A 23,465-nucleotide genomic window follows, 5' to 3' on the forward strand; every position below is an offset into this window, starting at 1 on the left:
AGAAAGGGGGACCCAGTGCAGCTAGGACGCCTGCCACGCATCAAGCTGGCCTCACTTCCCACGCCACTGGAGGAAGCGCCGTCACTCTCGGCCTACCTGGGGGGACCGCGCATCCTGTTCAAGCGCGACGACATCACCGGGCTGGCGTTTGGCGGAAACAAGGTCCGAAAGGCCGAGTACCTGATGGGCGAGGCCGTGGATCGCAGTTGCGACGTGGTGATCACCGTCGGCGCGGTGCAGTCGAACCACGCCCGGACCATAGCGGCCGCCGCGCGCCGCCTGGGGCTGGACGCGATCGCCGTGCTGAGCGGAGAAGAGTCGGCGGAGCGGCAGGGCAACCTGCTGCTTGACTCGGTCCTCGGGGCGGACGTGCGCATCATCAACACCGACGACAACTACGTCCTCATGGGAGTTGTGGAGGACGTCGCGCGCGATCTTCGTAGGCAGGGACGCACGCCCTACGTCATCCCACTCGGGGGCTCGACCCCGCTGGGCGCGGCGGCATTTGCCAACGCCGGGCTCGAGCTGCTGGAGCAGCTCAACGGCCGGGGCATCCGGGCCGATGCCATCGTGCACGCCAGCGGCTCGGGCGGGACACAGGCCGGACTCTACACCGCGATGAAGGTCACGCAGTCCGGGATCCGCGTGCAGGGAATCAGCGTCGGGCCGACACGGGAGGTCGTTACTGCCCGTGTCCGCGGCCTGGCCGAGGAACTGGTCACGCTCCTGCACCTCGACTGGAGGCCCCACCCAGACGACATCGTGGTGACGGACGAATATGTGGGCGAGCGGTACGCGGTACCCACACCCGCCTGTCTCGACGCGATCCGCTTGGTGGCCAGGACCGAAGGGATACTGCTGGACCCGGTCTACACGGGCAAGGCCATGGCAGGGCTTGTTGACATGGTCCGGCGCGGGCAGTTCGGCCCGGACCAGACCGTTGTTTTCTGGCACACCGGCGGCCAGCCTGCGCTCTTCGCGTACGCCGGGTGGCTCACCGAGGGATAGGAGGAAACTCCGGTGTCCGGCCGGGCCGCACCCGTTGTCCTCGCCGTGGCGCTCGTGGCCGCCGCCCTGGCGGCGCTGCCGGCGGCTGCGGACGAGGCGCTGCTTCGCCGCGCGTTTGGCGCGTTTCTCCAGTCCGCGGAAGAGATGCGGATCGAGGCGATTCCCGACCTTTACGACGGAGGTTACGCCCGCATCACCGCGACCGGCCGGCGCCTTCTGTTGAACGAGGGCCTGCGCGTTGACGAGGCGATGATTCGGCTGGTCGGCGTGAGTCTCGATCCTGCCGCGCTCCGGGCCGGCACACTCAAGGTCCTGGACTTCCGCGACAGCGCCCTTCAGGTCAGGGTGCTCCTGCGCAGTCTCCAGGACTACTTCAACGCCGGTAACGCTTTCGACGACATCCGGCTCTGGGCAGAGGATGGCTACCTGCTGGGGTCCGGGACGGTGCTGTTCCGCGGCCAGCCTACGAGGCTTCGCATGAAGGGGTTCTTCGCGGCCTCCGGCACCACGGAGGTCTTCTTCTACTTCGACACGCTACACGCCGGCGCGCTGCCGGTGCCCTCTGCCGTCATCCGCGACCTCGAAAGGCAGTTGAATCCGGTAATGCACCAGCGCCTCTGGCCGGTTACCTTCAAGATCCGCTCGGTCAGGCTGGACGCGCACGCGCTGACCATCAGCAGCCAGGGCGAAGGCACGGGTCCGGGGTACGGAGGAGGGCAGCAGCCGGCCTATGCTCCATGAGGGCAGGTTACCCCTTATACTGATAACGACGAAGCAGGGGAGCGTGCCTCATCGGTACGTGGACGCGGTCCGTCTCGCCGGCGGTGATCCCATCGTGGTCGGCCCCGGCGATCGGCTCCCGGTGACGTTCGACGGGCTGCTGCTCTCTGGTGGCGAGGACGTGCACCCGAGGCACTATGGACAGGAGATAGCTTCTTCGGTGCAGGAGACGCTTAGGATTGATGATGCGCGCGACATCATGGAACTGGACCTGGCGCACGCTGCGCTCCGGGCCGATCTGCCTGTGCTCTGCATCTGCCGGGGAGCGCAGGTCATGAACGTGGCTGCCGGCGGCACGCTGTGGCAGGATCTCTCCCTGGCAGGGATTCCTTCCTCCGCGCACTACCAGAGCGGCGGAGACTACTGGGAGACTTCTCACGAGGTCATCGTGGAGCCCGGAAGCCGGCTGGCCGCGATCGTCGGTGCGGGTCCCCTGCTTGTGAACTCCTATCACCACCAGGCGGTCGCGGAGGCCGCGCCCGGGTTGGCGATCACCTCCCGCGCCCCGGACGGCACGATCGAGAGTCTGGAAAGCCGGCGGCACCGATGGGTGATGGCGGTTCAGTGGCACCCCGAGCGCCTTGTGCGGCACCACCCGGTTCACCTTCGGCTCTTCACCCGGCTAGTGGAGGAGGCCCGTCGCCCATGATGCGCCCGCGGTTGACAGTCATAGTTCTGCTCGCTGCGATCCTGGCGGCGCCATGGGCTGCGGGGGAGGCGGCTGCGGCCGGCGCGGTGCCAGCGGTCGCTCAGGCGGCCGGTGTAGTACCGGTAGCGCCGGAGGGCGGCCCCGAGGTGCACCGCATCATCGTGGACGGCGTCATCGGACCGGCCACTGCGCGGTTCATCCTGCGCGTGGTGCGCGATGCCGACCCGGCGAGCATCGAGGCGCTGGTCATCCAGATGGACACCCCGGGCGGTCTCATGCGCTCCATGGACGAGATTACCAAGTCCATCCTGAATGCCAGGGTGCCGGTGGTCGTCTACATAGCGCCCCACGGCGCGCGGGCGGCTTCTGCCGGCGTGTTCATCACCTACGCGGCGCACATTGCGGCAATGGCCCCGGCCACCCACATCGGCGCCGCGACCCCGGTGGCCGTCGGGACGGGTGAGGGCAAGGAGCCGGACAAGGCCATGATGGAGAAGGTCACCAACGACGCGGTGGCCAACCTGCGCGCCATGGCCCGGCGCCGGGGCCGGAACGCCGAATGGGCTGAGAAGGCGGTGCGGCAGGCGGTTTCCATCACCGAGGAGGAAGCCGTAGCGGAGCGGGTCGTGGATCTTGCGGCTTCGGACATGCACGACCTGCTGCGCAAGCTCGACGGCCGGACCGTCGAGACAGACCTCGGTCCGAAGAAGCTGCGCACCGCTGGGGCCCGCATAGTGGATCACAGGATGGACCTGACCGAGCGGTTCCTGTTCACGCTCAGCGACCCCAACGTGGGCTTCATCCTCATGAACATAGGGATTCTGGGCATCATGGTCGAGCTCTACAACCCGGGGGCAATACTGCCCGGGGTGGTCGGAGGCATCGCGCTGATACTGGGATTGGCCTCGTTCGCCATCGTGCAGGTGAACGTCGCCGGTCTGCTGCTGATCGCCTTCGCCATACTGCTCTTCATCGCCGACCTCAAGGTGCCGGGACACGGCGTGCTGACCGCCGGCGGCGTCATCGCCTTCATAATCGGCGCGGTCCTGCTCACCGAGCATCAGGCGCCGTTCCTGCAGATCTCGCTGCGGCTGATCCTGACCGTTGCCGCGCTGCTGGCCGCGTTCTTCCTGTTCGCCGTGGGCGCCGGGATCCGCGCGCAGCGGTCCAGGCCGCGCAGCGGCCAGGAACACCTGGTCAACGCGATAGGCGTGGCCCGGTCGCGGCTGGATCCCGAGGGCCAGGTGCACGTGCAGGGCGAGATGTGGAGCGCGACCTCGGTTGCGGGTCCCATTGAGGACGGCCAGAGGGTGCGCGTCGTCGAGATGGACGGCCTGCGCGTGCGCGTCAAGCCCGAGCCCGATCCTCCGAGATAGCGCCGCGCCTGCCGCGGCATACCCTGGTTCCATGCGCGTAGTCGTCGAGACCTCCTCACCCGAGGCCACCGAGTCCCTGGGGCGACGCATCGGCGCGCACCTGCGCCCAGGGGATACGGTGGCGCTGGTGGGCCCGCTGGGGTCCGGCAAGACCGTGTTGGCGCGAGGTCTGGCGCTCGGCGCCGGGGCGACCGGGCACATGGCAAGCCCCTCCTTCGTGGTAATCCGCGAGTACGTCGGTCCGGTGCGCGTCTACCACGCCGATCTCTACCGCCTGGAGCACCCCGGCGATCTGGCGCACCTGGGCCTGGAAGAGTTGATGGACGGCGACGGCATCGTCATCGCGGAATGGGCCGACCGCGCCCCGTGGATCCTGCCGGTGGAGCACCTTTGGGTCGAGTGCGCCTTCGGCGAATCCGACACATGCCGCGTGTTCGTCCTGAGCGCGCCCGTTGGGATGGCCGACCGGATCGCCGTCGCGGCGGAGCAGTGAGCGCCATGCGCGTGCTAGCCATTGAGGTCAGCACGCCGCGCGGGAGCGTGGCGGTCGTGGGCCAACAGGGGACTATCTCCGAGCGGTCGGCCGACGTGCCCGGCGCCCACCTCGAGTGGCTGGTGGGTGCGGTCGCCGCGGCCCTGGACGACGCCCACATGGGGTCGGGGGACGTGGACGCCCTGTCCGTGTCGCTGGGGCCGGGCGGTTTCGTCGGGCTGCGCATCGGCGCGGCCACGGCCGCTGCCTGGGCCCATGCAGCCGGCCGCCCGCTGGTCGGGATCCCGACGCTCGACGTGATCGCCGCGGGCGCAGTCGAGGACCGAGGCCACAGTTCTGCCGGCATGGTGCTGTCCGTCGCCGATGCCCGGCGCGGCGAGGTGGCCGCGGCGCTCTACCGGTGTAGGGCGGTGCCCGCGGATCCCGTGAGGTTGACCCCGGATCTGCTGGTGGCTCCGAGCGCGATCCGCGACCTGTTGCCAGCTATTGACGAGCCCATCGTCGTGGCGGGCGATGGGCTCAGGCTGCACGCGCCGGCCATCCTGGAGGCCCTGCATCCGTGGGCCTCCCAGGCACCGCGCGATCGCTGGTGGCCCCGTGCCTCGGTGCTTGGGGCGGTCGGCCGGACGCGCCTGCTGCGCGGGGAGCGCCACGACCCCATGCGGTTGGTGCCGATCTACGCGCGCGGGCCGGAGGCCCGGGCATGGGAGGAACGGTCTTCCGTGGTCGAGAAAGGTGGCGCGTAGCCGGGCGCCGGCGGAGCGCGACGGATTCGGGAGCGAGATGAAGCAGATAACGCGGGTGCGCGTTGAACCCATGGTGCTGGCAGACCTGCCGTGCGTGTGCGCGATCGAGCAGGAAGCGTTCGCGTCACCGTGGCCCAAGGACGCCTATCGCTCTGAGCTGCAGCACAACAAGTCCGCCTTCTACGTGGTGGCCAGGGATGAGATGGGTTCGGTCGTTGGTTTCGCCGGCATGTGGGTGATCTTCGATGAGGCGCACATAACAACGCTGGCCGTGGATACTCACCGCCGCCGCGAGGGCATCGGCAGCCGGTTGCTGCTTGCCCTCGTTGACGCGGCCCTGGAGCGAGGGGCGCGCTGGCTGACGCTGGAGGTCAGGCCCTCCAACGTGGATGCCCTGGCGCTGTACCGCAAGTTCGGCCTCCGTGAAGTGGCCCTGAGGCGCCGGTACTACAGCGACAACGGAGAAGACGCGGTCGTGATGTGGACCGGCAACCTGAGGGATCCCGAAGCGCAGGCCCGGCTCGATGCGCTGCGGCTCAGCCTGGGGGAGTAGGGGGCATCGTTCGGGTCGCCGTGCTGGTGCTGGGTATCGAGACCTCCTGCGACGAGACCGCCGCGGCTGTGGTCGCCGGCGGTGTGCGGATCCAAAGCAACGTCGTCGCATCCCAGGAGGATCTCCACCGGAGATATGGCGGGGTCGTCCCAGAGTTGGCCTCGCGCAGGCACCTCGAGCGGCTTCTCCCGGTTGTGGACCTGGCCCTGGAGCAGGCCGGAGCGCGCTGGTCTGACCTCGGCGGCATAGCCGTCACGCGCGGACCGGGCCTGCTCGGAGCGCTGGCGGTCGGCGTTGCCGCTGCCAAGTCCTTCGCCTACGTGCACGGGCTGCCGCTTGTGGGCGTCAACCATCTGGAAGCGCACCTGTTCGCCAACGTGCTGGACCGAGGTCCGCTGCCCACCCCCTCCCTGGCGCTCATCGTTTCAGGAGCCCACACGGATTTGGTGCTGATAGAGGGCCACCACCGCTATGAGATGCTGGGACGGACGCGCGACGATGCCGCCGGCGAGGCATTTGACAAGGTCGCGCGCGCCATGGGTCTGGGCTATCCCGGCGGCCCTGCACTGGACCGGCTGGGCCGCACCGGCGATGCTTCGGCCGTGCCGCTGCCCGTGCCGTTCCCCGGCGGCGGGCTTGACTTCAGCTTCAGCGGAGTGAAGACCGCGGCGCTCCGGGCGCTGGCAGCAGAGCCGTTGCCCTCTCCGTCGTTCGTCGCCGGGCTCGCGGCCTCTCTTCAACGCGTTGTCGCCGAGGCCTTGGCGACCAAGACCGCGCGCGCCGCCCGCGAGTACCGGCCGCGGGCCCTGCTGCTGGCGGGCGGCGTGGCGGCCAACTCGGTCCTGCGCGCGCGCCTGGAGGCCGAATCCGGCCGCCTCAGCATCCCCCTGCTCGTCCCGCGGATGGAACTCTGCACCGACAACGCGGCCATGGTCGCGGCCTGCGGCGCTTCCCGCCTGGCCCGAGGAGAGCAGGACTCCTGGGATATGGGCGCGGCCGCGGACCTGCCCCTCACGGGCTGACCTCCCGACCGACCTCCCGGCGCACGGAACTATCTTTCCCCAGGGTCTTGATCGCGGCGATCCGCCGGAATAAGATGGGGGGTGGTTAGCACTCGGGTACCGAGAGTGCCAAATCACAAACACCCCGCAAGGAGGGACGTAGACGATGAAGCTCAAGCCACTGGGCGACCGCGTGGTCGTGAAGCCCCTGGAAGAGGAGGAGCGCACAAAGGGAGGCATCGTCCTGCCGGACACCGCCAAGGAGAAGCCGCAGCACGGCGAGGTGATCGCGGTGGGGCCGGGTGAGTGGGACGAGGACGGCAAGAAGCGCATCGCTCCGGATGTGAAGCCGGGCGATCGGGTGCTGTACGCCAAGTACGCGGGTACCGAGGTCAAGACCGACGACGGCGACCTGCTGATCCTCCGCGCCAGCGACGTGCTGGCCATCGTCGAGAAGCCCGCGGCCAAGACCAAGGCCAAGGGATAAGGGAGACCTACGATGCCGAAGATTCTGGCTTACGACGAGGAAGCCCGGCGCTCGATGGAGCGCGGGGTCAACAAGCTGGCCGAGGCCGTGAAGATCACGCTGGGCCCCAAGGGGCGCAACGTGGTACTCGAGAAGAAGTTCGGTTCGCCCACGATCACGCACGACGGCGTGACGGTGGCCAAGGAAATCGAGCTGGAGGACCCCTTCGAGAACGCGGGGGCGCAGCTCGTGCGCGAGGTGGCCACCAAGACCGAGGACGTGGCCGGCGACGGCACCACAACTGCTACCATTCTGGCCCAGGCGATCATGCGCTCCGGGCTCAAGATGGTCGCCGCCGGTTCCAACCCCATGGCGCTGAAGCGGGGCATTGACAAAGCGGTCGCCGCGGTGGTCGCCGAGATTCACAAGGCGGCCAGGCCCGTAGAGACCAAAGAGGCAATCGAGCAGGTCGCCAGCATTGCGGCAAACGACGCCCTGATCGGCCAGCTCATCGGCGACGCGATGGACAAGGTCGGCAAGGACGGGGTCATCACCGTCGAGGAGTCCAAGGGGATCGAGACGACCGTAGAGGTCGTCGAGGGGATGATGTTCGACAAGGGCTACATCTCACCGTACTTCATCACGGACCCCGAGAAGATGGAAGCGATTCTCGACGACGTGGCCATCCTGCTGACCGACAAGAAGATCAGCGCGATCAAGGACCTGCTGCCGGTCCTGGAGCGGGTCGTGCAGATGGGCCGGCCGTTGATGATAATCGCCGAGGATCTGGAAGGCGAGGCCCTTGCCACCCTGGTGGTCAACAAGCTCCGGGGAACGCTGCAGGCGGTCGCCGTCAAGGCCCCCGCGTTTGGCGAGCGGCGCAAGGCGATCCTCGAGGACATCGCTATTCTCACCGGCGGTCAGGTCATCAGCGAAGAGGTCGGCCTCAAGCTGGAGAACACCGAGATGCAACACCTGGGCCGCGCCGGGCAGGTGAAGATCCGCAAGGATGAGACGATCATCATCAAGGGCGCGGGCGAAACCGAGCAGATCCAGAAGCGCGTACAGCAGCTCCGCAAGCAGATCGAGGAGACCGAGTCCGACTACGACCGTGAGAAGCTGCAGGAGCGCCTCGGCAAGCTGGCCGGGGGCGTGGCAGTGGTCAAGGTCGGGGCGCCCAGCGAGGCGGAGTTGAAGTACCGCAAGACCCGCACCGAGGACGCTCTGCGTGCGACACGCTCGGCCGTCGAGGAGGGCATCGTGGCCGGCGGCGGCTCCGCGCTGGTGGTGGCGAGCAAGGCCGTCAAGTCGTTGGGGCTGAAGGGCGACGAGAAGGTCGGCGCCTCGATCGTTGCGAATGCACTCGCCGAGCCCGCGCGGCAGCTCGCCGTCAACGCCGGGCAGGAGGGGTCCATCATCGTAGAGCACCTCAAGGAGCAGAAGCCGGATTGGGGCTACGATGTAATGATCAACGAGTTCGTGGACATGTTCAAGGCAGGCATCGTGGATCCCGCCAAGGTGGTGCGCTCCGCGCTGCAGAACGCGGCCAGCATCTCCGGACTGCTGCTGACCACCGAGGCCATGGTCGTGGAGAAGCCGGAGGAGGAGAAGCCGCAGGGACCGGCGGCGCCGCAGATGCCGATGATGTAGGCGTCTCTGCGCGGCCTCCGGTCGCAGGGAAGTTCGGCAGGAGTTCCACAAGAGGGGGGAGCCGTTCGGCTTCCCCCTCTGCACCACCACGATCGCGCCCAAGGAGCCGGTCATGAGATTCGGGTTCATTCCGACCGAAGGCGGCCACCTCTTCGAGCAGGCGCTGCGCGAGGTGCTGCTGGGCGAGGAGCTGGGCTTCCACTCGGCATGGATGGAGGAGCACCACGGCGTCACCAACCACTACTGGCCTTCACCGTTGGTGATCCTGGCCGGTTTTGCGACGCGGACTTCAAGGATTCTGCTGGGGACCAACATCGCGGTGCTGCCCTTCTACCACCCGGTCCGTGCCGCGGAAGACGTGGCCATGCTGGACGTGATCTCTGGCGGCCGCGTTATCTTCGGCGTGGCGATCGGCTACCGGCCGCAGGAGTTCGCCCTCTACGGCGCGCCGCTTGAGAACCGTGGAGCCCGCCTGTCCGAGGCGATCCGGTTGATGCGGCGCCTCTGGGCAGAGGAGTCGGTGACGTTCTCCGGCCGGCACTACGCCGTCTCAGACGCGCGGATAGAGCCGCGGCCCCTTCGTCCGGTGCCCGTCTGGATTGGAGGGTGGGGTGACCTGTCGCTGCGACGCGCGGCCGAGCTGGGCGATGCCTGGATTCCAGGCCCGACGGCCCGCCTCGAGAAACTGCTCGATGCTCAGGCGACGTACAGGCGCCACCTGGTGAAGTTCGGTAGAGATCCGGGCGCGGTCCCCACGCCCCTTACCCGCGAGCTGGTCATCGCCGAGACCGAGGCACGGGCGCGCGAGCTGGCGGAGCGGCACCTGCTCGTCAACTACCGCGACGAGTACGGCAAGGACTGGTCGCACCCGCTGATAGGACGGGAAGATGAAACCCGCCTGGACCGGTTGGACGACCTGGGCCGCGACCGCTTCCTAATAGGGACGCCCGAGCAGGTGGTGCGGCAGATCGAGCGGCTCAGGGACGTCTTCGGCGTAGACCACCTGATCTTCCGAACGTACTTCCCCGGCATGCCGCACGAACACATCATGGCCGAACTGATACTGCTGGCGAAGGAAGTTATGCCGGCCTTTGCAACCGGCGATCTGGGGGAAGCTCATGATGACACCTAACCTCAACGGCTTGATTCCAGCCACGGTTCTACCGATGACCGACGAGGCCCGGCCCGACCTCGATACCCTGGCGCGCTATCTCGACTGGGTGGTCCGCCAGGGACCGGTGGGGGTAGCGATCAACGCCGACACCGGCGAAGGCCCGCACCTGTCGCGGTCCGAGAAGCGGGCGGTTCTCGATGCCGCGGTGGCCGCGGTGGCAGGCCGCGCGCTGGTCATTGCGGGGATCGGCGGTCCCTACACCGAGGAGGCCATAGCGCAGGCGCGCGCCGCGAAGGCAGCGGGAGCGGACGCCCTGTTGATTTTTCCCATCCCGGCCTTCTTCGGCCGCCCTCTATTCCCGGAGATCCCGTATGAGTACCATCGGGCCATCGCCCGCGCCGCGGATCTCCCCATGATCCTTTTCCAGCTGCAGCCCGCCCTCGGCGGGGTGGAGTTTACGGCGGAAGCGATGGCGCGCCTGCTGGAGATTGACACCGTGGTGGCGATCAAGGAAGCGTCTTTCGATGCCATGAAGTTCGTTCAGATGCGCTCGATCCTGGACCAGGCGCAGCGGCGGATCACGCTCCTGACCGGCAACGACAACTTCATCTGCCACTCGTTCGTGCTCGGCGCCGAGGGCGCGCTCATCGGTTTTGGGACGCTGGCCGTGCGGCTGCAGGTGGAGATGATCGAAGCTGCTCGCCGCCGCGACTGGGACGAGGCGTTTCGGCTCTCCGGCATCGTGCAGCCGCTGGCCGACGCGATCTTCGCGCCGCCGGTACCCAACTACCGTGCTAGGACCAAGGAGGCGCTGCGCATGCTCGGCGTGATCGGTAGCGCGGCCGTGCGGCCTCCGCTTCTTCCCGTGGATGACGATGAACGTAGGCGGATCCGGCTCGCCCTGGAGCGCGCGGGGATGTTGGAGCCCGGCCGTGCTGGATAGAGGGACCTCGGTGGGCGCCCGTTCTGCTTGCAATTGTGCGATATTTGTGGTAGCGTTTGGGTTGGAAACCCCATATCGCACCGATTGCAAGCCAAAAATCCGAACATTTGATGCTGAAACCGTTGAGAATGTTCGTTATTGGAGGTGGCGGGCGGGAACACGCGCTCGTCTGGCACCTGCATCGGCACTACGCTGACGCCGCCCTCTTTTGCGCCCCAGGAAATCCGGGAATCTCCGCGCTCGCCACCTGCCTGCCGATCTCCGCTACCGACCTGGAGTCGCTCGCAGGCGCGGCCTCATCGCTTGAGATTGATCTGACGATAGTCGGTCCAGAAGCGCCACTGGTCGCCGGCATCGCGGACCTGTTCGAGATGCGCGGCCTGCCTGTTGTCGGCCCGTCCGCTCTGGCCTCGGCACTGGAAGGCAGCAAGGTCTTCGCCAAGGGCCTCATGGAGCGCCACAGGATTCCGACCGCGGAACACGCCGCGTTTGACGAGCCAGCGCCCGCGCTCCGGTATCTCGCGGGCGCCTCCGGCCCGGTCGTCGTGAAGGCCGATGGCCTGGCCGCGGGCAAGGGCGTCATCGTCTGCGATGATCGCGCTCATGCCAGGAGCGCCGTGGAGACGATGATGGTGGACCACGCCTTCGGCGACGCCGGCCAGAGGATCGTGATAGAGGAGCGCCTGGAGGGCGACGAGGCAAGCGTCTTCGCGCTGGTGGACGGTGAGGCAGTTGCGCTGCTGCCGGCGGCGGCGGATCACAAACGGGCGCACGATGGCGACCAGGGCCCCAACACCGGGGGCATGGGAGCAGCGGCGCCGGTTCCCCTGAGCCGGGAACTGCGCGAGCGGATCCTCTCCGAGATCATCCAGCCCACCGCGCGCGCGATGTGCGCGGAAGGCCGCCCGTATCGCGGGGTTCTCTTCGCAGGGCTGATGCTGACCAGCGAAGGTCCCAAGGTGTTGGAGTTCAACTGCCGGCTTGGGGATCCGGAGGCGCAGGTGATCCTGCCGCTTCTGGAGACCGGGCTGCCGGATGCGTTCGCAGCGCTGCGCGAAGACGGGCTTGCAGGAGACAGCCTCTCGGAAGCGCGCGGTGCAGCGGTCGGGGTTGTGATGGCATCGGGCGGCTACCCGGAGCGCTATGAGACCGGGATTCCCATCGCTGGCCTTGAGCAGGCCGCGGAAGAGGCCCTTGTCTTTCACAGCGGCACGAGCCGCCGAGACGGAATCGTCACAACCGGGGGCGGGCGCGTTCTGACGGTGGTCGGTCAGGGCGGGACAATCGGAGAGGCGCGCGCGAGCGCCTACCGTGCCGCCGGCAGTATCCGTTTCGATGGGATGCACTACCGGCGGGACATAGGCGCACGGCTGGAAGCCGTAGCCCAGACCCGCGGCGGCGCATTGCCAGCGGGCAGGAGGTAGAATCCGGTGCCGGTAACCGCGGTCGTCGGAGGTCACTGGGGCGATGAGGGCAAGGGCAAGATCGTAGACGCCCTTGCCGCCGAGGCGGATCTCGTCATCCGCTACAACGGCGGGACAAACGCAGGGCATACGATTGTCAACGATCGGGGCGTCTTCCGGCTGCACCTCGTGCCCTCGGGCGTGCTCTACCCGTCGGCCGTCTGCCTAATAGGCCCAGGCGTGGTGGTCAACCCGGACGCTCTGAGCGAGGAACTGGCGATGCTCGAAGCCAGCGGGGTCTCCACGCGCAACGTGGTTGTCTCCAACCGGGCGCACATCGTGATGCCCCACCACGTGATGCTGGACGTGCGCGAGGAAGCGCTGCGCGGCAGCGGCAGCCACGGCACGACGAAACAGGGCATCTGGCCGGCATACGCGGACAAGACCGCCCGGGTAGGCGTCCGCATGGGCGATCTCCTGCATCCTGCCTATCTTGAGAACGCGGTCCGGTACCAGGTGGCCAGGACGAACCGGATGCTGGCCGGGGCCGTGGACGCGGAGGAACTGCTGGCGCGCTGCGCCAGATGGCGTGAGGCGCTCTCCTCCCGCATCGTGGACGGCCACGGCATCGTGCAGCGTGCCCTGCGCACCGGGGCGCGCATCCTGCTGGAGGGGCACCTGGGCGTGATGCGCGACCTGGACTGGGGGATCTACCCCTACGTCACTTCTTCCACCTGCCTGCCGGGTGGAGCAGCCGCGGGAGCCGGCATACCCGCATCCTGCATCACGCACGTGGTTGGCGTGGTCAAGTCCTATACGACCGCGGTCGGTGCCGGGCCCATGCCCACCGAGATACACGGCGCCACCGCGGACCTCATCCGCGAGGCAGGGCAGGAGTTCGGCACGACCACCGGACGGCCGCGGCGGTGCGGCTGGTTCGACGCTGTGGCCGCCCGCTTCGCCGCCGAGCTGGCGGGCTTCACAGAGCTGGCCGTGATGAAGCTCGACGTGCTGTCGGGCATGGACACCGTGAGGATTTGTACTGACTACCGCCTGCGCGGCACTCTGCTGGATGGGATGCCGGACACGGTGACGCTGCAGGAGGTCGAGCCCGTCTACGAGACGCTCCCCGGCTGGCGGCTCCCCGGACGGACTGATGCTGGCGGAATTGACGCCGGGCTGACTGACGCCGGGCGGACTGACGCTTCCCGCGATCTCCCTGTGGAAGCCCGCCTTTTCCTGGACCGCCTGGCGGCCCTGGTGGAGGTTCCGGTGACGATGGTGGGCGTGGGCAGGGAGCGCGAGGCCCTGCTGCGCCTGCAAGCCCCGGCCGCATCAGAGGGCCGGCGGTGATAGAGCGCTACTCCACCAGCGAGATGCGGACGCTGTGGGCGCCCGAGACCAAGTTCGCGGTGTGGCTGGAGATCGAGCTGCTGGCTGTGGAGGCCCAGGCCGCCCTCGGACTGGTTCCGCGCGAGGTCGCGGAGCGGCTGCGCCGCACGGCGAAGTGCGGCACCCCCGCGCGCATTGACGAGATCGAGCGCGCCGAGACCCAACACGACGTCGTCGCGTTCCTGCGCTCGGTGGCAGAGTGCACTGGCCCCGACGCTTCGTATCTTCATCGAGGACTGGGCTCGTCGGACGTGGTGGACACGGCCCAATCCGTGCTGCTGGTGCGCGCGGCCGACCTGATCCTCGAAGCGCTGGCCAGGGTGCGCCGCGTCACCGCCGCGACGGCTTCATCTCACCGCTACACGCTCATGGCCGGCCGCACGCACGGGATGCAGGCCGAGCCCATTACCTTCGGGGTCAAGGTGGCGCTCTGGCACGCGGAGCTGGGCAGGGCAGAGGCCCGGCTGCGCGCGGCCCGGGAGGCGGTGCGCGTGGGCAAGCTCTCGGGCGAGGTGGGGACCTTCATCCACAGTCCTCCCGAGATAGAGGCCGCGGTCTGCGAGGGCCTGGGACTGGAGCCGGCTCCGGTGAGCAGCCAGATCCTGCAGCGCGACCGCCACGCCGAGTTCGTGGCGGTCCTGGCCATTCTGGCCGGGAGCATAGAGAAGATCGCCACGGAGATCCGCTCGCTTCAGCGCACCGAGATAGGAGAGGTCGAGGAGCCATTTGGCGAGCGCCAGACCGGATCCTCTGCGATGCCCCACAAGCGCAATCCGATCCTGTGCGAGCGGCTGGTGGGGTTGGCGCGCGCCGTGCGCGCCGCGGTGCCAGTTGCGATGGAGAACCAGGCGCTGTGGGGCGAGCGCGACATAAGCCACTCATCGGCCGAACGGTTGATCCTGCCGCAGGCGACCGGGCTGGTGCACTACATGCTGGGGGTCCTGCACCGCGTGCTCTCCGGGCTGCGCGTCCGCACCGACGTCATGCAGCGCAACCTCGATTCATCCGGCGGCCTTGTCTACAGCCACCGCGTGCTGCTGGCCCTGATGGAGGGAGGCCACAGCCGCGACGAGGCCTACCGGATCGTGCAGGAGACCGCGACCGCGGCGCTGGAAGGCGAGGGCAGGTTCGGGGACCTGCTTGTAGCCCGGGGGGTCCTCGCGCCGGAGGAACGGGACGCATGTTTCGATCCGGCGCCCTACCTGCGCCACGTGGATTTGATACTGGAGCGCGCCGGCATCCCGCGATGAGCATATCGGACGCGCCGGCGGTCGTTGCCACCGATCTTCCGCTGCCGGTGTTCGCGCGGGGCAAGGTGCGCGACGTCTACGATCTGGGCGAGCGCCTTCTCATCGTGGCCACAGATCGCCTGTCGGCCTTCGACCATGTGCTGCCCACGCCGGTGCCTGGAAAGGGCCGCATCCTGACCCGGCTCTCCGCGTTCTGGTTTGCCCGCACCCGAAAGATAGTCCAGAACCACCTGATAGCCACGGACATAGACCAGATGCGCCTGCCGCCGGCGGTCGGTGAGCAGGTTCGGCTCCTGGACGGCCGGGCCATGCTCGTGCGCAGGGCCAACCGGATTGACGTGGAGTGCGTGGTGCGGGGATACCTGACCGGGTCCGGATGGCAGGAGTACAGCCGGGACGGCGCGGTCTGCGGCGTGCGCCTGCCGGACGGCCTTGCGCACGGCGCCCGCCTGCCGCACCCCATCTTCACACCGGCGACCAAGGCCGCCTCCGGGCACGATCAGAACATCGCGTTCGAGGAGGTCGCGCGTCTGGTAGGCGGAACTCTGGCGGAGCGCATGCGCGATCTCAGTCTGGCGCTATACCTCCACGCCGCGGCAGTGGCGGAGAGGTGCGGGCTCCTGCTTGCCGACACCAAGTTCGAGTTCGGGATGGTCCGCGGGGCATCAGGCGGCGCGGGGGGCGATGCGTTGATGCTGATTGACGAGGCGCTCACCCCTGACTCATCGCGCTACTGGGATGCCGCGGAGTACACGGCCGGAAGGCTGGCATCGTTCGACAAACAGATTGTGCGCGACTACCTGACACGCACCGGATGGAACCGCGAGTCTCCGGCGCCGGCCCTGTCAGACGACGTGGTAGAGGCCACGCGGCAGCGCTACCTGGAAACGTACCGGCGTCTCACCGGGGAGGGGATCGCGTAGATGCGGGCGTTCCGAGTAACCATCATGCTCAAACCAGGCGTGCTGGACGCGCCCGGACAGGCGGTCCAGCGCGGTCTGGACGCACTGGGCTATCGGGTCGAGCAGGTGCGCGTTGGCAAGGTGGTCGAGATGACCCTTCCCGACGTTGAGGGCGCGGGCGTGGACGAGATGTGCGCACGGTTCCTGGCAAACCCGCTGATCGAGACGTGGGCGATCGAGGAGATCCCGCAGGGGGCTGCCACGTGACCTGGGGCGTGGTGTTCTTCCCCGGGTCCAACTGCGACAGGGACTGCGTGCATGTGCTCCGGTCGGTGGTGGGCCAGCATGTCGAGGAAGTCTGGCACGAGGACCGGTCGCTGGACGGGATAGACGCACTGGTCCTGCCCGGAGGTTTCTCCTACGGCGACTACCTGCGGTCCGGGGCGATCGCCGCGACCGCGCCGGTGATGAGTGCCGTGCGTGAACTCGCGGCACGTGGCGCGCCGGTGCTGGGGATCTGCAACGGCTTTCAGATCCTGGCCGAGGCAGGCCTGCTTTCAGGCACCCTGCTCCCCAACGTCTCGCTGCGGTTCCGGTGCCACCCGGCGTGGGTACGCGTGGAGTCCGACCGGACGCCGTTTACCGCGGGCCTGCGGCACGGGACCGTGCTGCGGATGCCGGTGGCGCACGGCGAGGGCGCGTACTTCGCGACGCCGGCCGAGGTGGCGGCGCTGGAGGCCGCGGGGCGCGTGGTCTTCCGCTACTGCGATTCCCTGGGCCGGGTCACGCCGCAGGCCAATCCCAACGGCTCCGTGGCAGGGATTGCGGGCGTGGCCTCTGACGCGGGCAACGTGGTCGGGCTGATGCCGCACCCGGAGCGCGCCTCGGAAGCGCTGCTGGGTTCGACCGACGGTCGCCGGCTGTTTGAGTCCGTGGTCGGCGCGCTGGTGGGTGCAGGATGACGCAGGCCACTGCGTTAGACGCCGCGGCCCTCTGCGGGCTTCCTGCCTCGGACTACCGCGAGATCTGCCGGCGCCTGGGCCGCGATCCCAACCCGGTAGAGGCGCGGATGTACGGCGTGATGTGGTCCGAGCACTGCGGCTACAAGCACTCCAGGGCAGCGCTGCGCCGGCTGCCCACATCCTCGCCGCGCGTCCTGACCGGTCCGGGCGAGAACGCCGGCGTGGTCTCCATCGGCAGGGGGTGGGCACTGGCGTTCAAGATGGAGAGCCACAACCATCCCAGCGCCGTGGATCCGTACAACGGCGCGGCCACCGGCATCGGCGGCATTATCCGGGACGTGCTGGCCATGGGCGCACGGCCGGTGGCGCTGCTCGACTCGCTGCGGTTCGGCCCAATGGACGAGCCCAGGGCCCGACGGCTCTGCGGTGGGGTGGTCGCCGGCATCGCTGGCTACGGCAACGCGGTGGGCCTGCCGACCGTGGGCGGGGAGTTGCTGACCGCCGCGTGCTACCGCGACAACCCACTGGTGAACGTCGCCTGTTTGGGTCTTGTGCGCGCGGACCAGGTGGCCCGGTCCGCGGCAGAGGGGCCCGGCAGCGCCGTACTGTACGCAGGCGCGCGCACGGGCCGCGACGGGATAGGCGGTGCGGCGTTCGCCTCGACCGAGCTGGACGAGGGACGCGCGCAGACGGACCGGGCTTCGGTGCAGATGGGCGATCCGTTCACGGGCAAGCTGCTGATAGAGGCCACGCTGGAGGCCCTGGCCTCTGGCGCCGTGCTGGCCATACAGGACATGGGCGCGGCCGGGCTTACCTGCGCGACAAGCGAGATGGCGGCGCGGGGCCGCGTGGGTATGGTGATAGACCTGGACCGCGTGCCGCTGCGCGAGGCCGGGATGCGGCCGGAGGAGATATTGCTCAGCGAGTCGCAGGAGAGGATGCTCCTGGTGGTGCGCGCGGAAGAGGTGGAGCTCGCCGCCGCGGCCTACCACCGGTGGGGGCTGGCCGCCGAGGTGATAGGACATGTCACCGCCGAAGCGCGCCTGCGCGTGACCGCCGGCGGGCGGACCATAGTAGACCTTCCTCCCGAGAGTCTGGCGGACGCCCCGATCTACAATCCCCAGGCCTCGGTGCCGGCCGGACTGGAGGAGCGGTGGCGGCTCGATCCCGCGGCTGTTCCTGCACACGACCCAGGGGAGGTGCTGATCGCTCTCCTGCGCCACCCCGACGTGGCGAGCAAGCGGCGGATCTACGAGCAGTACGATCACATGGTGGGGGTGAGGACCGTTACCCCGCCCGGATCCGACGCTGCGGTGCTCCGCCTGATCACCGCGCCGCCACTGGGGCTCGCGCTGACCTCGGACGGCAACGGCCGGTGGTGCGCGTCCGACCCGCGGCGCGGGGCAGCGCTGTCGGTGCTGGAGGCGGCGGCCAACCTTGCGTGCGCGGGCGCCGAGCCGCTGGCGGTCACCGACTGCCTCAACTTCGGCAGTCCGGAGCGGCCCGAGGTGTACTGGGCCTTCCGCGAAACGATCGAGGGCATCGCGGAGGCGTGCGAGGCACTTGGGGTTCCGGTGATAGGCGGCAACGTTTCCTTCTACAATGAGGCAGAGGGCGGGGAGGGTCCGGGCCGCGCGATCTTCCCGACGCCCGTGGTGGCCATGGTTGGCTTGCTCGACGACGTGGCACGCGCTGGCCGGATGGGCTTTGCCCGGGATGGCGACCTGGTCGTCCTGCTGGGCGATCCCAGAGGGACCCTTGGGGCGAGTCTGTACCAGCACGCGCTCCAGGGCGAGGTCAGGGGCCGGCCCGCGAATCCCCAGATGGAGCGCTCGGTGCGCGCGATCGCCTGCGCACGCGATGCGGTGCGCGCCGGCCTGCCCTCGTCGGTCCATGACGCCAGCGACGGTGGCATCGCCGTGGCACTGGCCGAGGCGTGCATCACGGGTGGAACAGGCGCTTCGGTGACGCTGCCGGATGTTCCGCTCGCAGAGGTCTTGTTCGGAGAAGGTCCGGCGCGGTTCATCGCGTCGCTCCCTCCGGAGCGCCTGGGCTCGCTGGATGAATTGGCCCGCAGGCACGACGTGCCGGTCCGCGTTCTCGGCCACGTTGGTGGCCCGGCGCTACGCCTGGCCCAGGCTGGTGATGCCGGGCCCACCGATCCGATCGAACTGCCCCTTGCAGGGCTGACCGAGGCCTGGGAGGGTCTGGAGGTCTAGCGCATGGTGAGTGCAAAGCGGGACATCGGCGTCTGGAAAGAGGAGTGCGGTGTCAGCGGTGTTCTATGCACCGGAGGGCATGACGCGGCGCCGATCGTTCACGTGGCGCTCTACGCGCTGCAGCACCGCGGACAGGAGAGCGCGGGCATCGCCGCATTCGACGGCACGGTGATGCGGCACCACAGGGGCATGGGGCTGGTGTCCCGCGTTTTCGATGACGACCGGGTCACTTCGCTGCCGGGCCTGGCCGCGGTGGGGCACGTCCGGTACGCCACGATGGGTTCGGCCCTCATCGAAAATGCGCAGCCCTTCATCGTGCCGTCGTCGTGGGGTCCGGTGGCAATCAGCCACAACGGCAACCTGATCAACGCGCCGGTGCTCCGGCGCGAACTGGAGGCGCAGGGAGTCGGGTTCGGTGCTACCACCGACAGCGAGGTGATCGCACACCTGATCGCGAGGGCGCCGGCGGCCTCCCCCGAGGACGCGTTCGCCTGGTGCATGCGTCGTCTCGATGGTGCCTACACGGTCGCGGCCCTGGTGGGGGGGCGGCTGTTCGGATTTCGCGACGCGCACGGGATCCGGCCGATGGCGGTCGGAAGGGGTGCCGGATTCTGGGCGGTCGCTTCGGAGACGTGCGCGTTTGACCATACCGGCGCGCAGGCGGTGTGCGAGGTGGAACCCGGGGAGCTGGTGGCTTTTGACGGACAGAGCATGCACAGGCGGCAGGTCCTCGCGGTTGGCCGGCGCGCCCACTGCGTCTTCGAGTACATCTATTTTGCAAGGCCCGACACGGTGATCAGCGATAGGAACGTCCACCAGTCCCGGCGCCGCATGGGCAGGGTGCTGGCAGGAGAGCATCCGGCCCGCGCCGACATCGTGATCGCGGTGCCGGACTCGGGCACATCGGCGGCCATGGGCTACGCCGAGCGGGCCGGCCTGCCCTTCGAGGTGGGCCTGATCAAGAACAGATACATCGGCCGCACCTTCATCCAGCCCGACCAGGCCTCGCGCGACTTCGGTGTCCGCCTGAAGCTGAACCCCAACCTGGACGTGATAGCAGGAAAGCGCGTCGTGTTGGTGGACGACTCGATCGTCCGCGGCACTACCTCGGGCCGCATAGTCAGCCTGCTGCGCAGCACCGGCGCGCGCGAGGTGCACGTGCGCATCTCATCCCCCATGATCCGGCATGCCTGCTACTACGGGATTGACACCAGCACCAGGGGGGAGCTGGTGGCATCCCGCCTGGAAGTCGAGGAGATCAGGCGGTTCATAGGGGCCGATTCGCTCGGCTACCTGAGCCAGGCCGGGCTCGTGGAGGCCGTGGCGCTGTCGAGGGATGCGCTGTGCATGGCCTGTCTGGATGGCCGGTACCCGACCCGGGTGCCGACCGAGGCCGAAGCAGGACGTACGGCCCTCGACGAGATGGCGGCCGTGGCCGCCGGGAGCACCCCGCCGTGAGGAACCCGATGTGAGTGCCGCGCCGTGAGCTCCGACGAGACTCCCCCTGGGCTCACCTATCGGGGAGCCGGCGTTGACGTCGGCGCCAAGGCGCGTCTGCTGGAAGGCTTGGCGCCGGCGATCACTTCAACCTACACGGACGCCGTAGGTGCCGGGCTCGGGGCCTTTGCCGGCGCGGTACGCCTGGCGCCCTCGGGTGCCGGCTTCTTGCTGGCCACCGTGGACGGCGTCGGGACCAAGACGCTCATCGCACGGCAGATGGGGCGCGATGAGGTCATCGGGTGGGATATCGTCGCGCACTGCGCCAACGACCTCGTATCCTGCGGGGCCAGGCCCATCGCTTTTCTTGATTATGTCGCCATGGGGCGGCTGGATGCGCCTCTTGTTGCGGTTCTGGTAGAGGCGATGGCGCGCGCCTGCGCGCGGCTTGGGGTGCCGCTGATTGGCGGCGAGACCGCGGAGATGCCCGACGTCTACGCGGGTGACGCCTACGAGGTTGTCGGAACCATGATCGGCCAGGCGCCCCAGGACGGCCTCCTGACCGGCGGAGAGATCGTACCCGGGGACCGCTTGGTCGGGTTGGGTTCCAGCGGGTTGCACACCAACGGCTACACGCTGGCGCGAAGGATCGTGGAGGCCGCGGGCGCCTCGCTGCACGATCACCTGGAGGATCTGGGCACTTCGGTGGGGGAGGCGCTGCTCGCACCCCACCTGTGCTACGCGGAAGGTTTGCTGTCCCTCCTGGGGAGCGTCCAGATCCGCGCCGCGGCGCACATCACCGGCGGCGGCCTCGTGGACAACCTGGTGCGCGTACTGCCCGACGGTTGCCGCGCCAGGGTCTTGCGGGACTGGCCCGAGCCGCCGATCTTCCGCTGGCTCCAACAGGCAGGACGGGTTTCCGAGGCGGAAATGGTGAGGACGTTCAACCTTGGGATCGGCATGGTGGTCGCCACCGCGGCCCAGGATGCCGCGCGAGCGATGCGGCACTTCGAGGGCACCGGCATTCCTGCCTGGCAGATCGGCGAGATCCTCGACGGCCCCAGGGGCGTGGATCTGGTATGACGCGCCTGGCAGTACTGGCCTCGGGCAGCGGCACCACGCTGCAGGCGCTGCTGGATGCGTTTCCCGCCAGAGGGGCATCTGCCGGCGCCGAGGACGACCCGACCCGGCCCGGCGTCACGGTCGCGGTCGTGGTCGTGAACACCCCGGGCGCGCCGGCCCTGGATCGTGGACGGGGGGCAGGCATTCCCACCGTGCTTGTGGATCACCGCAGGAGGAGCCGGGAATCCTTTGAGGCCGAACTTGCCGGCGTAATCCACGAGCACCGGGCAGACCTGATCTGCCTGGCAGGCTTCCTCCGCATTCTGTCCCCGGCGTTCATCACGCGCCACGCCGGGCGCATGCTGAACGTGCATCCGGCACTCCTGCCTGCCTTCGGCGGGCAGGGTATGTACGGCGAGAGGGTGCACAGGGAAGTGCTCGCAGCACGCGCAGCGGTAAGCGGGTGCACCATCCATCTCGTGGACGAGGTTCCTGACGGGGGGCCGATCTTGGCGCAGATCGCGGTACCGGTGCTCGACGGAGACACGCCTGCCGCGCTGGCGGCGCGCGTGCAGGCCGAGGAGCGCGCTCTCTACCCCCAGGTCATCCATTGGTGGGCTGACGGGCGCATCCGGGTAGAAGGGAGCAGGGTGCTTCTGACATGATGCCGATCCGACGCGCGTTGCTCAGTGTTGCGGACAAGACCGGTCTGGTCCCATTGGCGCAGGCTCTGCACGCGAGCGGGGCGGAACTGGTTTCCACCGGCGGAACCGCGGCGGCGCTCCGCGCGGCCGGGCTGCCGGTGGTGCCGCTGGAAGACGTGACTGGGTTTCCCGAGATGCTGGGAGGCCGCGTCAAGACGCTGCACCCGGCAGTCCACGCCGGGCTGCTGGCCCGCGGCGTGTCCGAGGATATGGCCGAACTGGGGCGGCATGGGATCTTCCCCATTGACCTGGTGGCGGTGACCCTCTATCCCTTCGAGGAAGCCGCCGCGCGGGGAGCCGCCATGCCCGAGGCGGTCGAAGAGGTGGACATTGGCGGCGTGACCCTGCTGCGCGCCGCGGCAAAGAACTGGGCGCGCGTAACGGTCCTCTGCGACCCATCGCAGTACGCTGAGGTAACTGCCGCCCTCCGGACCGCCACCGGCATACCCGAGGAGCTGCGGCTGCGCCTGGCCGCCGACGCCTTCGCGCGCGTGGCGGCATGTGACGCCGCGATCGCCGCGTACTTCCAGCGTGCCGCGGGCCAGATGCCGTTTCCCGGGCGCCTGACCCTTACGTTCTGCAAGCGGGCAGACCTGCGGTACGGCGAGAACCCACACCAGCGTGCCGCCCTCTACGCCGCCGAGGTGATCTCGGGCGATGTGATCTCGACCGAGGTGCTCGGCGGCCGGACGCTCTCCTACAACAATATCGCGGACCTGGAGGCCGCGTGGGCGCTGGTGCGCGATCTGCCGTCTCCGGGCGCGGCGATAATCAAGCACGCGAACCCGTGCGGAGCAGCGGCGGCGCCGACTGTGATCGAAGCCTTCCTGCGTGCCCGCGACGGCGACCCTGTGTCCGCGTTCGGAGGGATACTTGCCGTCAACGCTCCGGTGGATCAGGGGGCCGCGGAGGCGATGGTGCAACTCTTCCTCGAAGCCATCATTGCGCCCTCGTTCGAGCCCGGCGCAGCCGAACTTCTGCTGGCCAAGAAGCACCTGCGGCTGCTCGCGACCGGGAACCGGGGGGCGAGCGGGCGGGCCGGACTCGCCTTCCGGAGCATCCGAGGCGGGATGCTGATCCAGTCGGAGGACGTCCTGGGCCTGGACGAGGCCGCGTGGAGCGTGGTCACCTCCCGCGTACCGTCGGCCGCTGAGTGGGATGACCTCCGCTTCGCCTGGGCGGTTTGCGCGCACGTGAAGTCCAACGCCATCGTGTTTGCCAGGGACCGACAGGTGGTAGGTGTCGGCGCCGGACAGATGAGCCGGGTGGACAGCGTCCGCCTGGCCGCGGCCAAGGCCGGGGAGCGGGCCCGCGGAGCGGTGATGGCCTCCGATGCCTTCTTCCCGTTTGCCGAT

At 68.7% G+C, this 23,465-nt stretch carries 23 protein-coding genes (1 of these 23 cut by a window edge); all 23 read left to right on the top strand.

The genetic code is table 11. The features are described from left to right. Positions 1-15 precede the first annotated feature (15 nt). The gene (locus FJX73_07490; protein ID MBM3470618.1) at positions 16-1,008 is read left to right on the top strand and encodes a D-cysteine desulfhydrase family protein; all 993 of its coding nucleotides are present in this window, start codon (positions 16-18) and stop codon (positions 1,006-1,008) included. A gap of 12 nt (positions 1,009-1,020) precedes the next feature. Further along, positions 1,021-1,749 (top strand): hypothetical protein, encoded by a 729-nt coding sequence (locus FJX73_07495; protein ID MBM3470619.1) that lies wholly within the window; start codon positions 1,021-1,023, stop codon positions 1,747-1,749. Then, positions 1,739-2,437 carry a gamma-glutamyl-gamma-aminobutyrate hydrolase family protein gene (locus FJX73_07500; GenBank protein MBM3470620.1) on the top strand — a complete coding sequence of 233 codons (699 nt, stop codon included), beginning with the start codon at positions 1,739-1,741 and terminating at the stop codon, positions 2,435-2,437. Before FJX73_07495 ends, FJX73_07500 begins: the two co-directional genes overlap by 11 nt. 86 nt (positions 2,438-2,523) lie before the next feature. Next, entirely contained in the window at positions 2,524-3,813 is a 1,290-nt protein-coding gene (locus tag FJX73_07505) for a nodulation protein NfeD (GenBank protein MBM3470621.1), read from the top strand. Between the two features lie 31 nt (positions 3,814-3,844). Next, positions 3,845-4,306, top strand: a complete 462-nt coding sequence (gene tsaE, locus FJX73_07510; GenBank protein MBM3470622.1) for a tRNA (adenosine(37)-N6)-threonylcarbamoyltransferase complex ATPase subunit type 1 TsaE — start codon at positions 3,845-3,847, stop codon at positions 4,304-4,306. Next, positions 4,162-5,052 carry a tRNA (adenosine(37)-N6)-threonylcarbamoyltransferase complex dimerization subunit type 1 TsaB gene (tsaB, locus tag FJX73_07515; protein ID MBM3470623.1) on the top strand — a complete coding sequence of 297 codons (891 nt, stop codon included), beginning with the start codon at positions 4,162-4,164 and terminating at the stop codon, positions 5,050-5,052. The genes tsaE and tsaB overlap by 145 nt, the downstream gene beginning before the upstream one ends. Continuing rightward, complete coding sequence (gene rimI, locus FJX73_07520) at positions 5,042-5,605, top strand: ribosomal-protein-alanine N-acetyltransferase (GenBank protein ID MBM3470624.1); 564 nt, start codon at positions 5,042-5,044, stop codon at positions 5,603-5,605. The genes tsaB and rimI overlap by 11 nt, the downstream gene beginning before the upstream one ends. Positions 5,606-5,625: 20 nt before the next feature. After that, positions 5,626-6,627 (top strand): tRNA (adenosine(37)-N6)-threonylcarbamoyltransferase complex transferase subunit TsaD, encoded by a 1,002-nt coding sequence (gene tsaD / locus FJX73_07525; protein ID MBM3470625.1) that lies wholly within the window; start codon positions 5,626-5,628, stop codon positions 6,625-6,627. A 145-nt stretch (positions 6,628-6,772) separates the two neighbouring features. Further along, positions 6,773-7,093 (top strand): co-chaperone GroES, encoded by a 321-nt coding sequence (locus FJX73_07530; GenBank protein MBM3470626.1) that lies wholly within the window; start codon positions 6,773-6,775, stop codon positions 7,091-7,093. Between the two features lie 12 nt (positions 7,094-7,105). Then, the gene (gene groL / locus FJX73_07535; GenBank protein ID MBM3470627.1) at positions 7,106-8,722 is read left to right on the top strand and encodes a chaperonin GroEL; all 1,617 of its coding nucleotides are present in this window, start codon (positions 7,106-7,108) and stop codon (positions 8,720-8,722) included. A gap of 112 nt (positions 8,723-8,834) precedes the next feature. Further along, on the top strand, positions 8,835-9,854 hold the full coding sequence (locus tag FJX73_07540; protein MBM3470628.1) for an LLM class flavin-dependent oxidoreductase: 1,020 nt from the start codon (positions 8,835-8,837) through the stop codon (positions 9,852-9,854). Next, a complete protein-coding gene (locus FJX73_07545) occupies positions 9,841-10,779 on the top strand; it encodes a dihydrodipicolinate synthase family protein (GenBank protein ID MBM3470629.1) in 939 nt (312 codons plus the stop codon). The genes FJX73_07540 and FJX73_07545 overlap by 14 nt, the downstream gene beginning before the upstream one ends. 122 nt (positions 10,780-10,901) lie before the next feature. Next, a complete protein-coding gene (gene purD, locus FJX73_07550) occupies positions 10,902-12,203 on the top strand; it encodes a phosphoribosylamine--glycine ligase (protein ID MBM3470630.1) in 1,302 nt (433 codons plus the stop codon). A gap of 6 nt (positions 12,204-12,209) precedes the next feature. Next, complete coding sequence (locus FJX73_07555) at positions 12,210-13,535, top strand: adenylosuccinate synthase (GenBank protein ID MBM3470631.1); 1,326 nt, start codon at positions 12,210-12,212, stop codon at positions 13,533-13,535. Further along, complete coding sequence (locus FJX73_07560) at positions 13,532-14,824, top strand: adenylosuccinate lyase (protein MBM3470632.1); 1,293 nt, start codon at positions 13,532-13,534, stop codon at positions 14,822-14,824. Before FJX73_07555 ends, FJX73_07560 begins: the two co-directional genes overlap by 4 nt. Next, a complete protein-coding gene (locus tag FJX73_07565) occupies positions 14,821-15,747 on the top strand; it encodes a phosphoribosylaminoimidazolesuccinocarboxamide synthase (protein MBM3470633.1) in 927 nt (308 codons plus the stop codon). Before FJX73_07560 ends, FJX73_07565 begins: the two co-directional genes overlap by 4 nt. After that, complete coding sequence (purS, locus tag FJX73_07570) at positions 15,748-15,993, top strand: phosphoribosylformylglycinamidine synthase subunit PurS (protein ID MBM3470634.1); 246 nt, start codon at positions 15,748-15,750, stop codon at positions 15,991-15,993. After that, a complete protein-coding gene (gene purQ, locus FJX73_07575; protein ID MBM3470635.1) occupies positions 15,990-16,688 on the top strand; it encodes a phosphoribosylformylglycinamidine synthase subunit PurQ in 699 nt (232 codons plus the stop codon). Before purS ends, purQ begins: the two co-directional genes overlap by 4 nt. Next, positions 16,685-18,907 (top strand): phosphoribosylformylglycinamidine synthase subunit PurL, encoded by a 2,223-nt coding sequence (gene purL, locus FJX73_07580; GenBank protein ID MBM3470636.1) that lies wholly within the window; start codon positions 16,685-16,687, stop codon positions 18,905-18,907. The genes purQ and purL overlap by 4 nt, the downstream gene beginning before the upstream one ends. A gap of 3 nt (positions 18,908-18,910) precedes the next feature. After that, complete coding sequence (locus FJX73_07585) at positions 18,911-20,365, top strand: amidophosphoribosyltransferase (GenBank protein ID MBM3470637.1); 1,455 nt, start codon at positions 18,911-18,913, stop codon at positions 20,363-20,365. A 24-nt stretch (positions 20,366-20,389) separates the two neighbouring features. Beyond that, positions 20,390-21,427, top strand: coding sequence for a phosphoribosylformylglycinamidine cyclo-ligase (locus FJX73_07590; protein MBM3470638.1), 1,038 nt, complete (start codon positions 20,390-20,392; stop codon positions 21,425-21,427). Further along, positions 21,424-22,071 carry a phosphoribosylglycinamide formyltransferase gene (locus FJX73_07595; GenBank protein ID MBM3470639.1) on the top strand — a complete coding sequence of 216 codons (648 nt, stop codon included), beginning with the start codon at positions 21,424-21,426 and terminating at the stop codon, positions 22,069-22,071. Before FJX73_07590 ends, FJX73_07595 begins: the two co-directional genes overlap by 4 nt. Then, a protein-coding gene (gene purH / locus FJX73_07600; protein ID MBM3470640.1) for a bifunctional phosphoribosylaminoimidazolecarboxamide formyltransferase/IMP cyclohydrolase crosses the window boundary here: on the top strand, positions 22,071-23,465 show its 5' portion. It continues 141 nt past the right edge of the window; 1,395 of the gene's 1,536 nt are visible here — the first part of the coding sequence; its start codon is at positions 22,071-22,073; its stop codon lies off the right edge, out of view. The genes FJX73_07595 and purH overlap by 1 nt, the downstream gene beginning before the upstream one ends.

Source organism: Armatimonadota bacterium (assembly GCA_016869025.1).
In the GTDB taxonomy this organism is placed as follows: Bacteria; Sysuimicrobiota; Sysuimicrobiia; order Sysuimicrobiales; family Humicultoraceae; genus VGFA01.

Excerpts from the sequence above, each read along its gene's own strand:
- FJX73_07500 (MBM3470620.1), top strand. The coding sequence starts at position 1,739 with ATGCTCCATGAGGGCAGGTTACCCCTTATACTGATAACGACGAAGCAG.
- tsaE (MBM3470622.1), top strand. The coding sequence starts at position 3,845 with ATGCGCGTAGTCGTCGAGACCTCCTCACCCGAGGCCACCGAGTCCCTG.
- tsaB (MBM3470623.1), top strand. The coding sequence starts at position 4,162 with ATGGGCCGACCGCGCCCCGTGGATCCTGCCGGTGGAGCACCTTTGGGT.
- FJX73_07530 (MBM3470626.1), top strand. The coding sequence starts at position 6,773 with ATGAAGCTCAAGCCACTGGGCGACCGCGTGGTCGTGAAGCCCCTGGAA.
- groL (MBM3470627.1), top strand. The coding sequence starts at position 7,106 with ATGCCGAAGATTCTGGCTTACGACGAGGAAGCCCGGCGCTCGATGGAG.
- FJX73_07540 (MBM3470628.1), top strand. The coding sequence starts at position 8,835 with ATGAGATTCGGGTTCATTCCGACCGAAGGCGGCCACCTCTTCGAGCAG.
- FJX73_07545 (MBM3470629.1), top strand. The coding sequence starts at position 9,841 with ATGATGACACCTAACCTCAACGGCTTGATTCCAGCCACGGTTCTACCG.
- FJX73_07565 (MBM3470633.1), top strand. The coding sequence starts at position 14,821 with ATGAGCATATCGGACGCGCCGGCGGTCGTTGCCACCGATCTTCCGCTG.
- purS (MBM3470634.1), top strand. The coding sequence starts at position 15,748 with ATGCGGGCGTTCCGAGTAACCATCATGCTCAAACCAGGCGTGCTGGAC.
- purL (MBM3470636.1), top strand. The coding sequence starts at position 16,685 with ATGACGCAGGCCACTGCGTTAGACGCCGCGGCCCTCTGCGGGCTTCCT.
- FJX73_07585 (MBM3470637.1), top strand. The coding sequence starts at position 18,911 with ATGGTGAGTGCAAAGCGGGACATCGGCGTCTGGAAAGAGGAGTGCGGT.
- FJX73_07595 (MBM3470639.1), top strand. The coding sequence starts at position 21,424 with ATGACGCGCCTGGCAGTACTGGCCTCGGGCAGCGGCACCACGCTGCAG.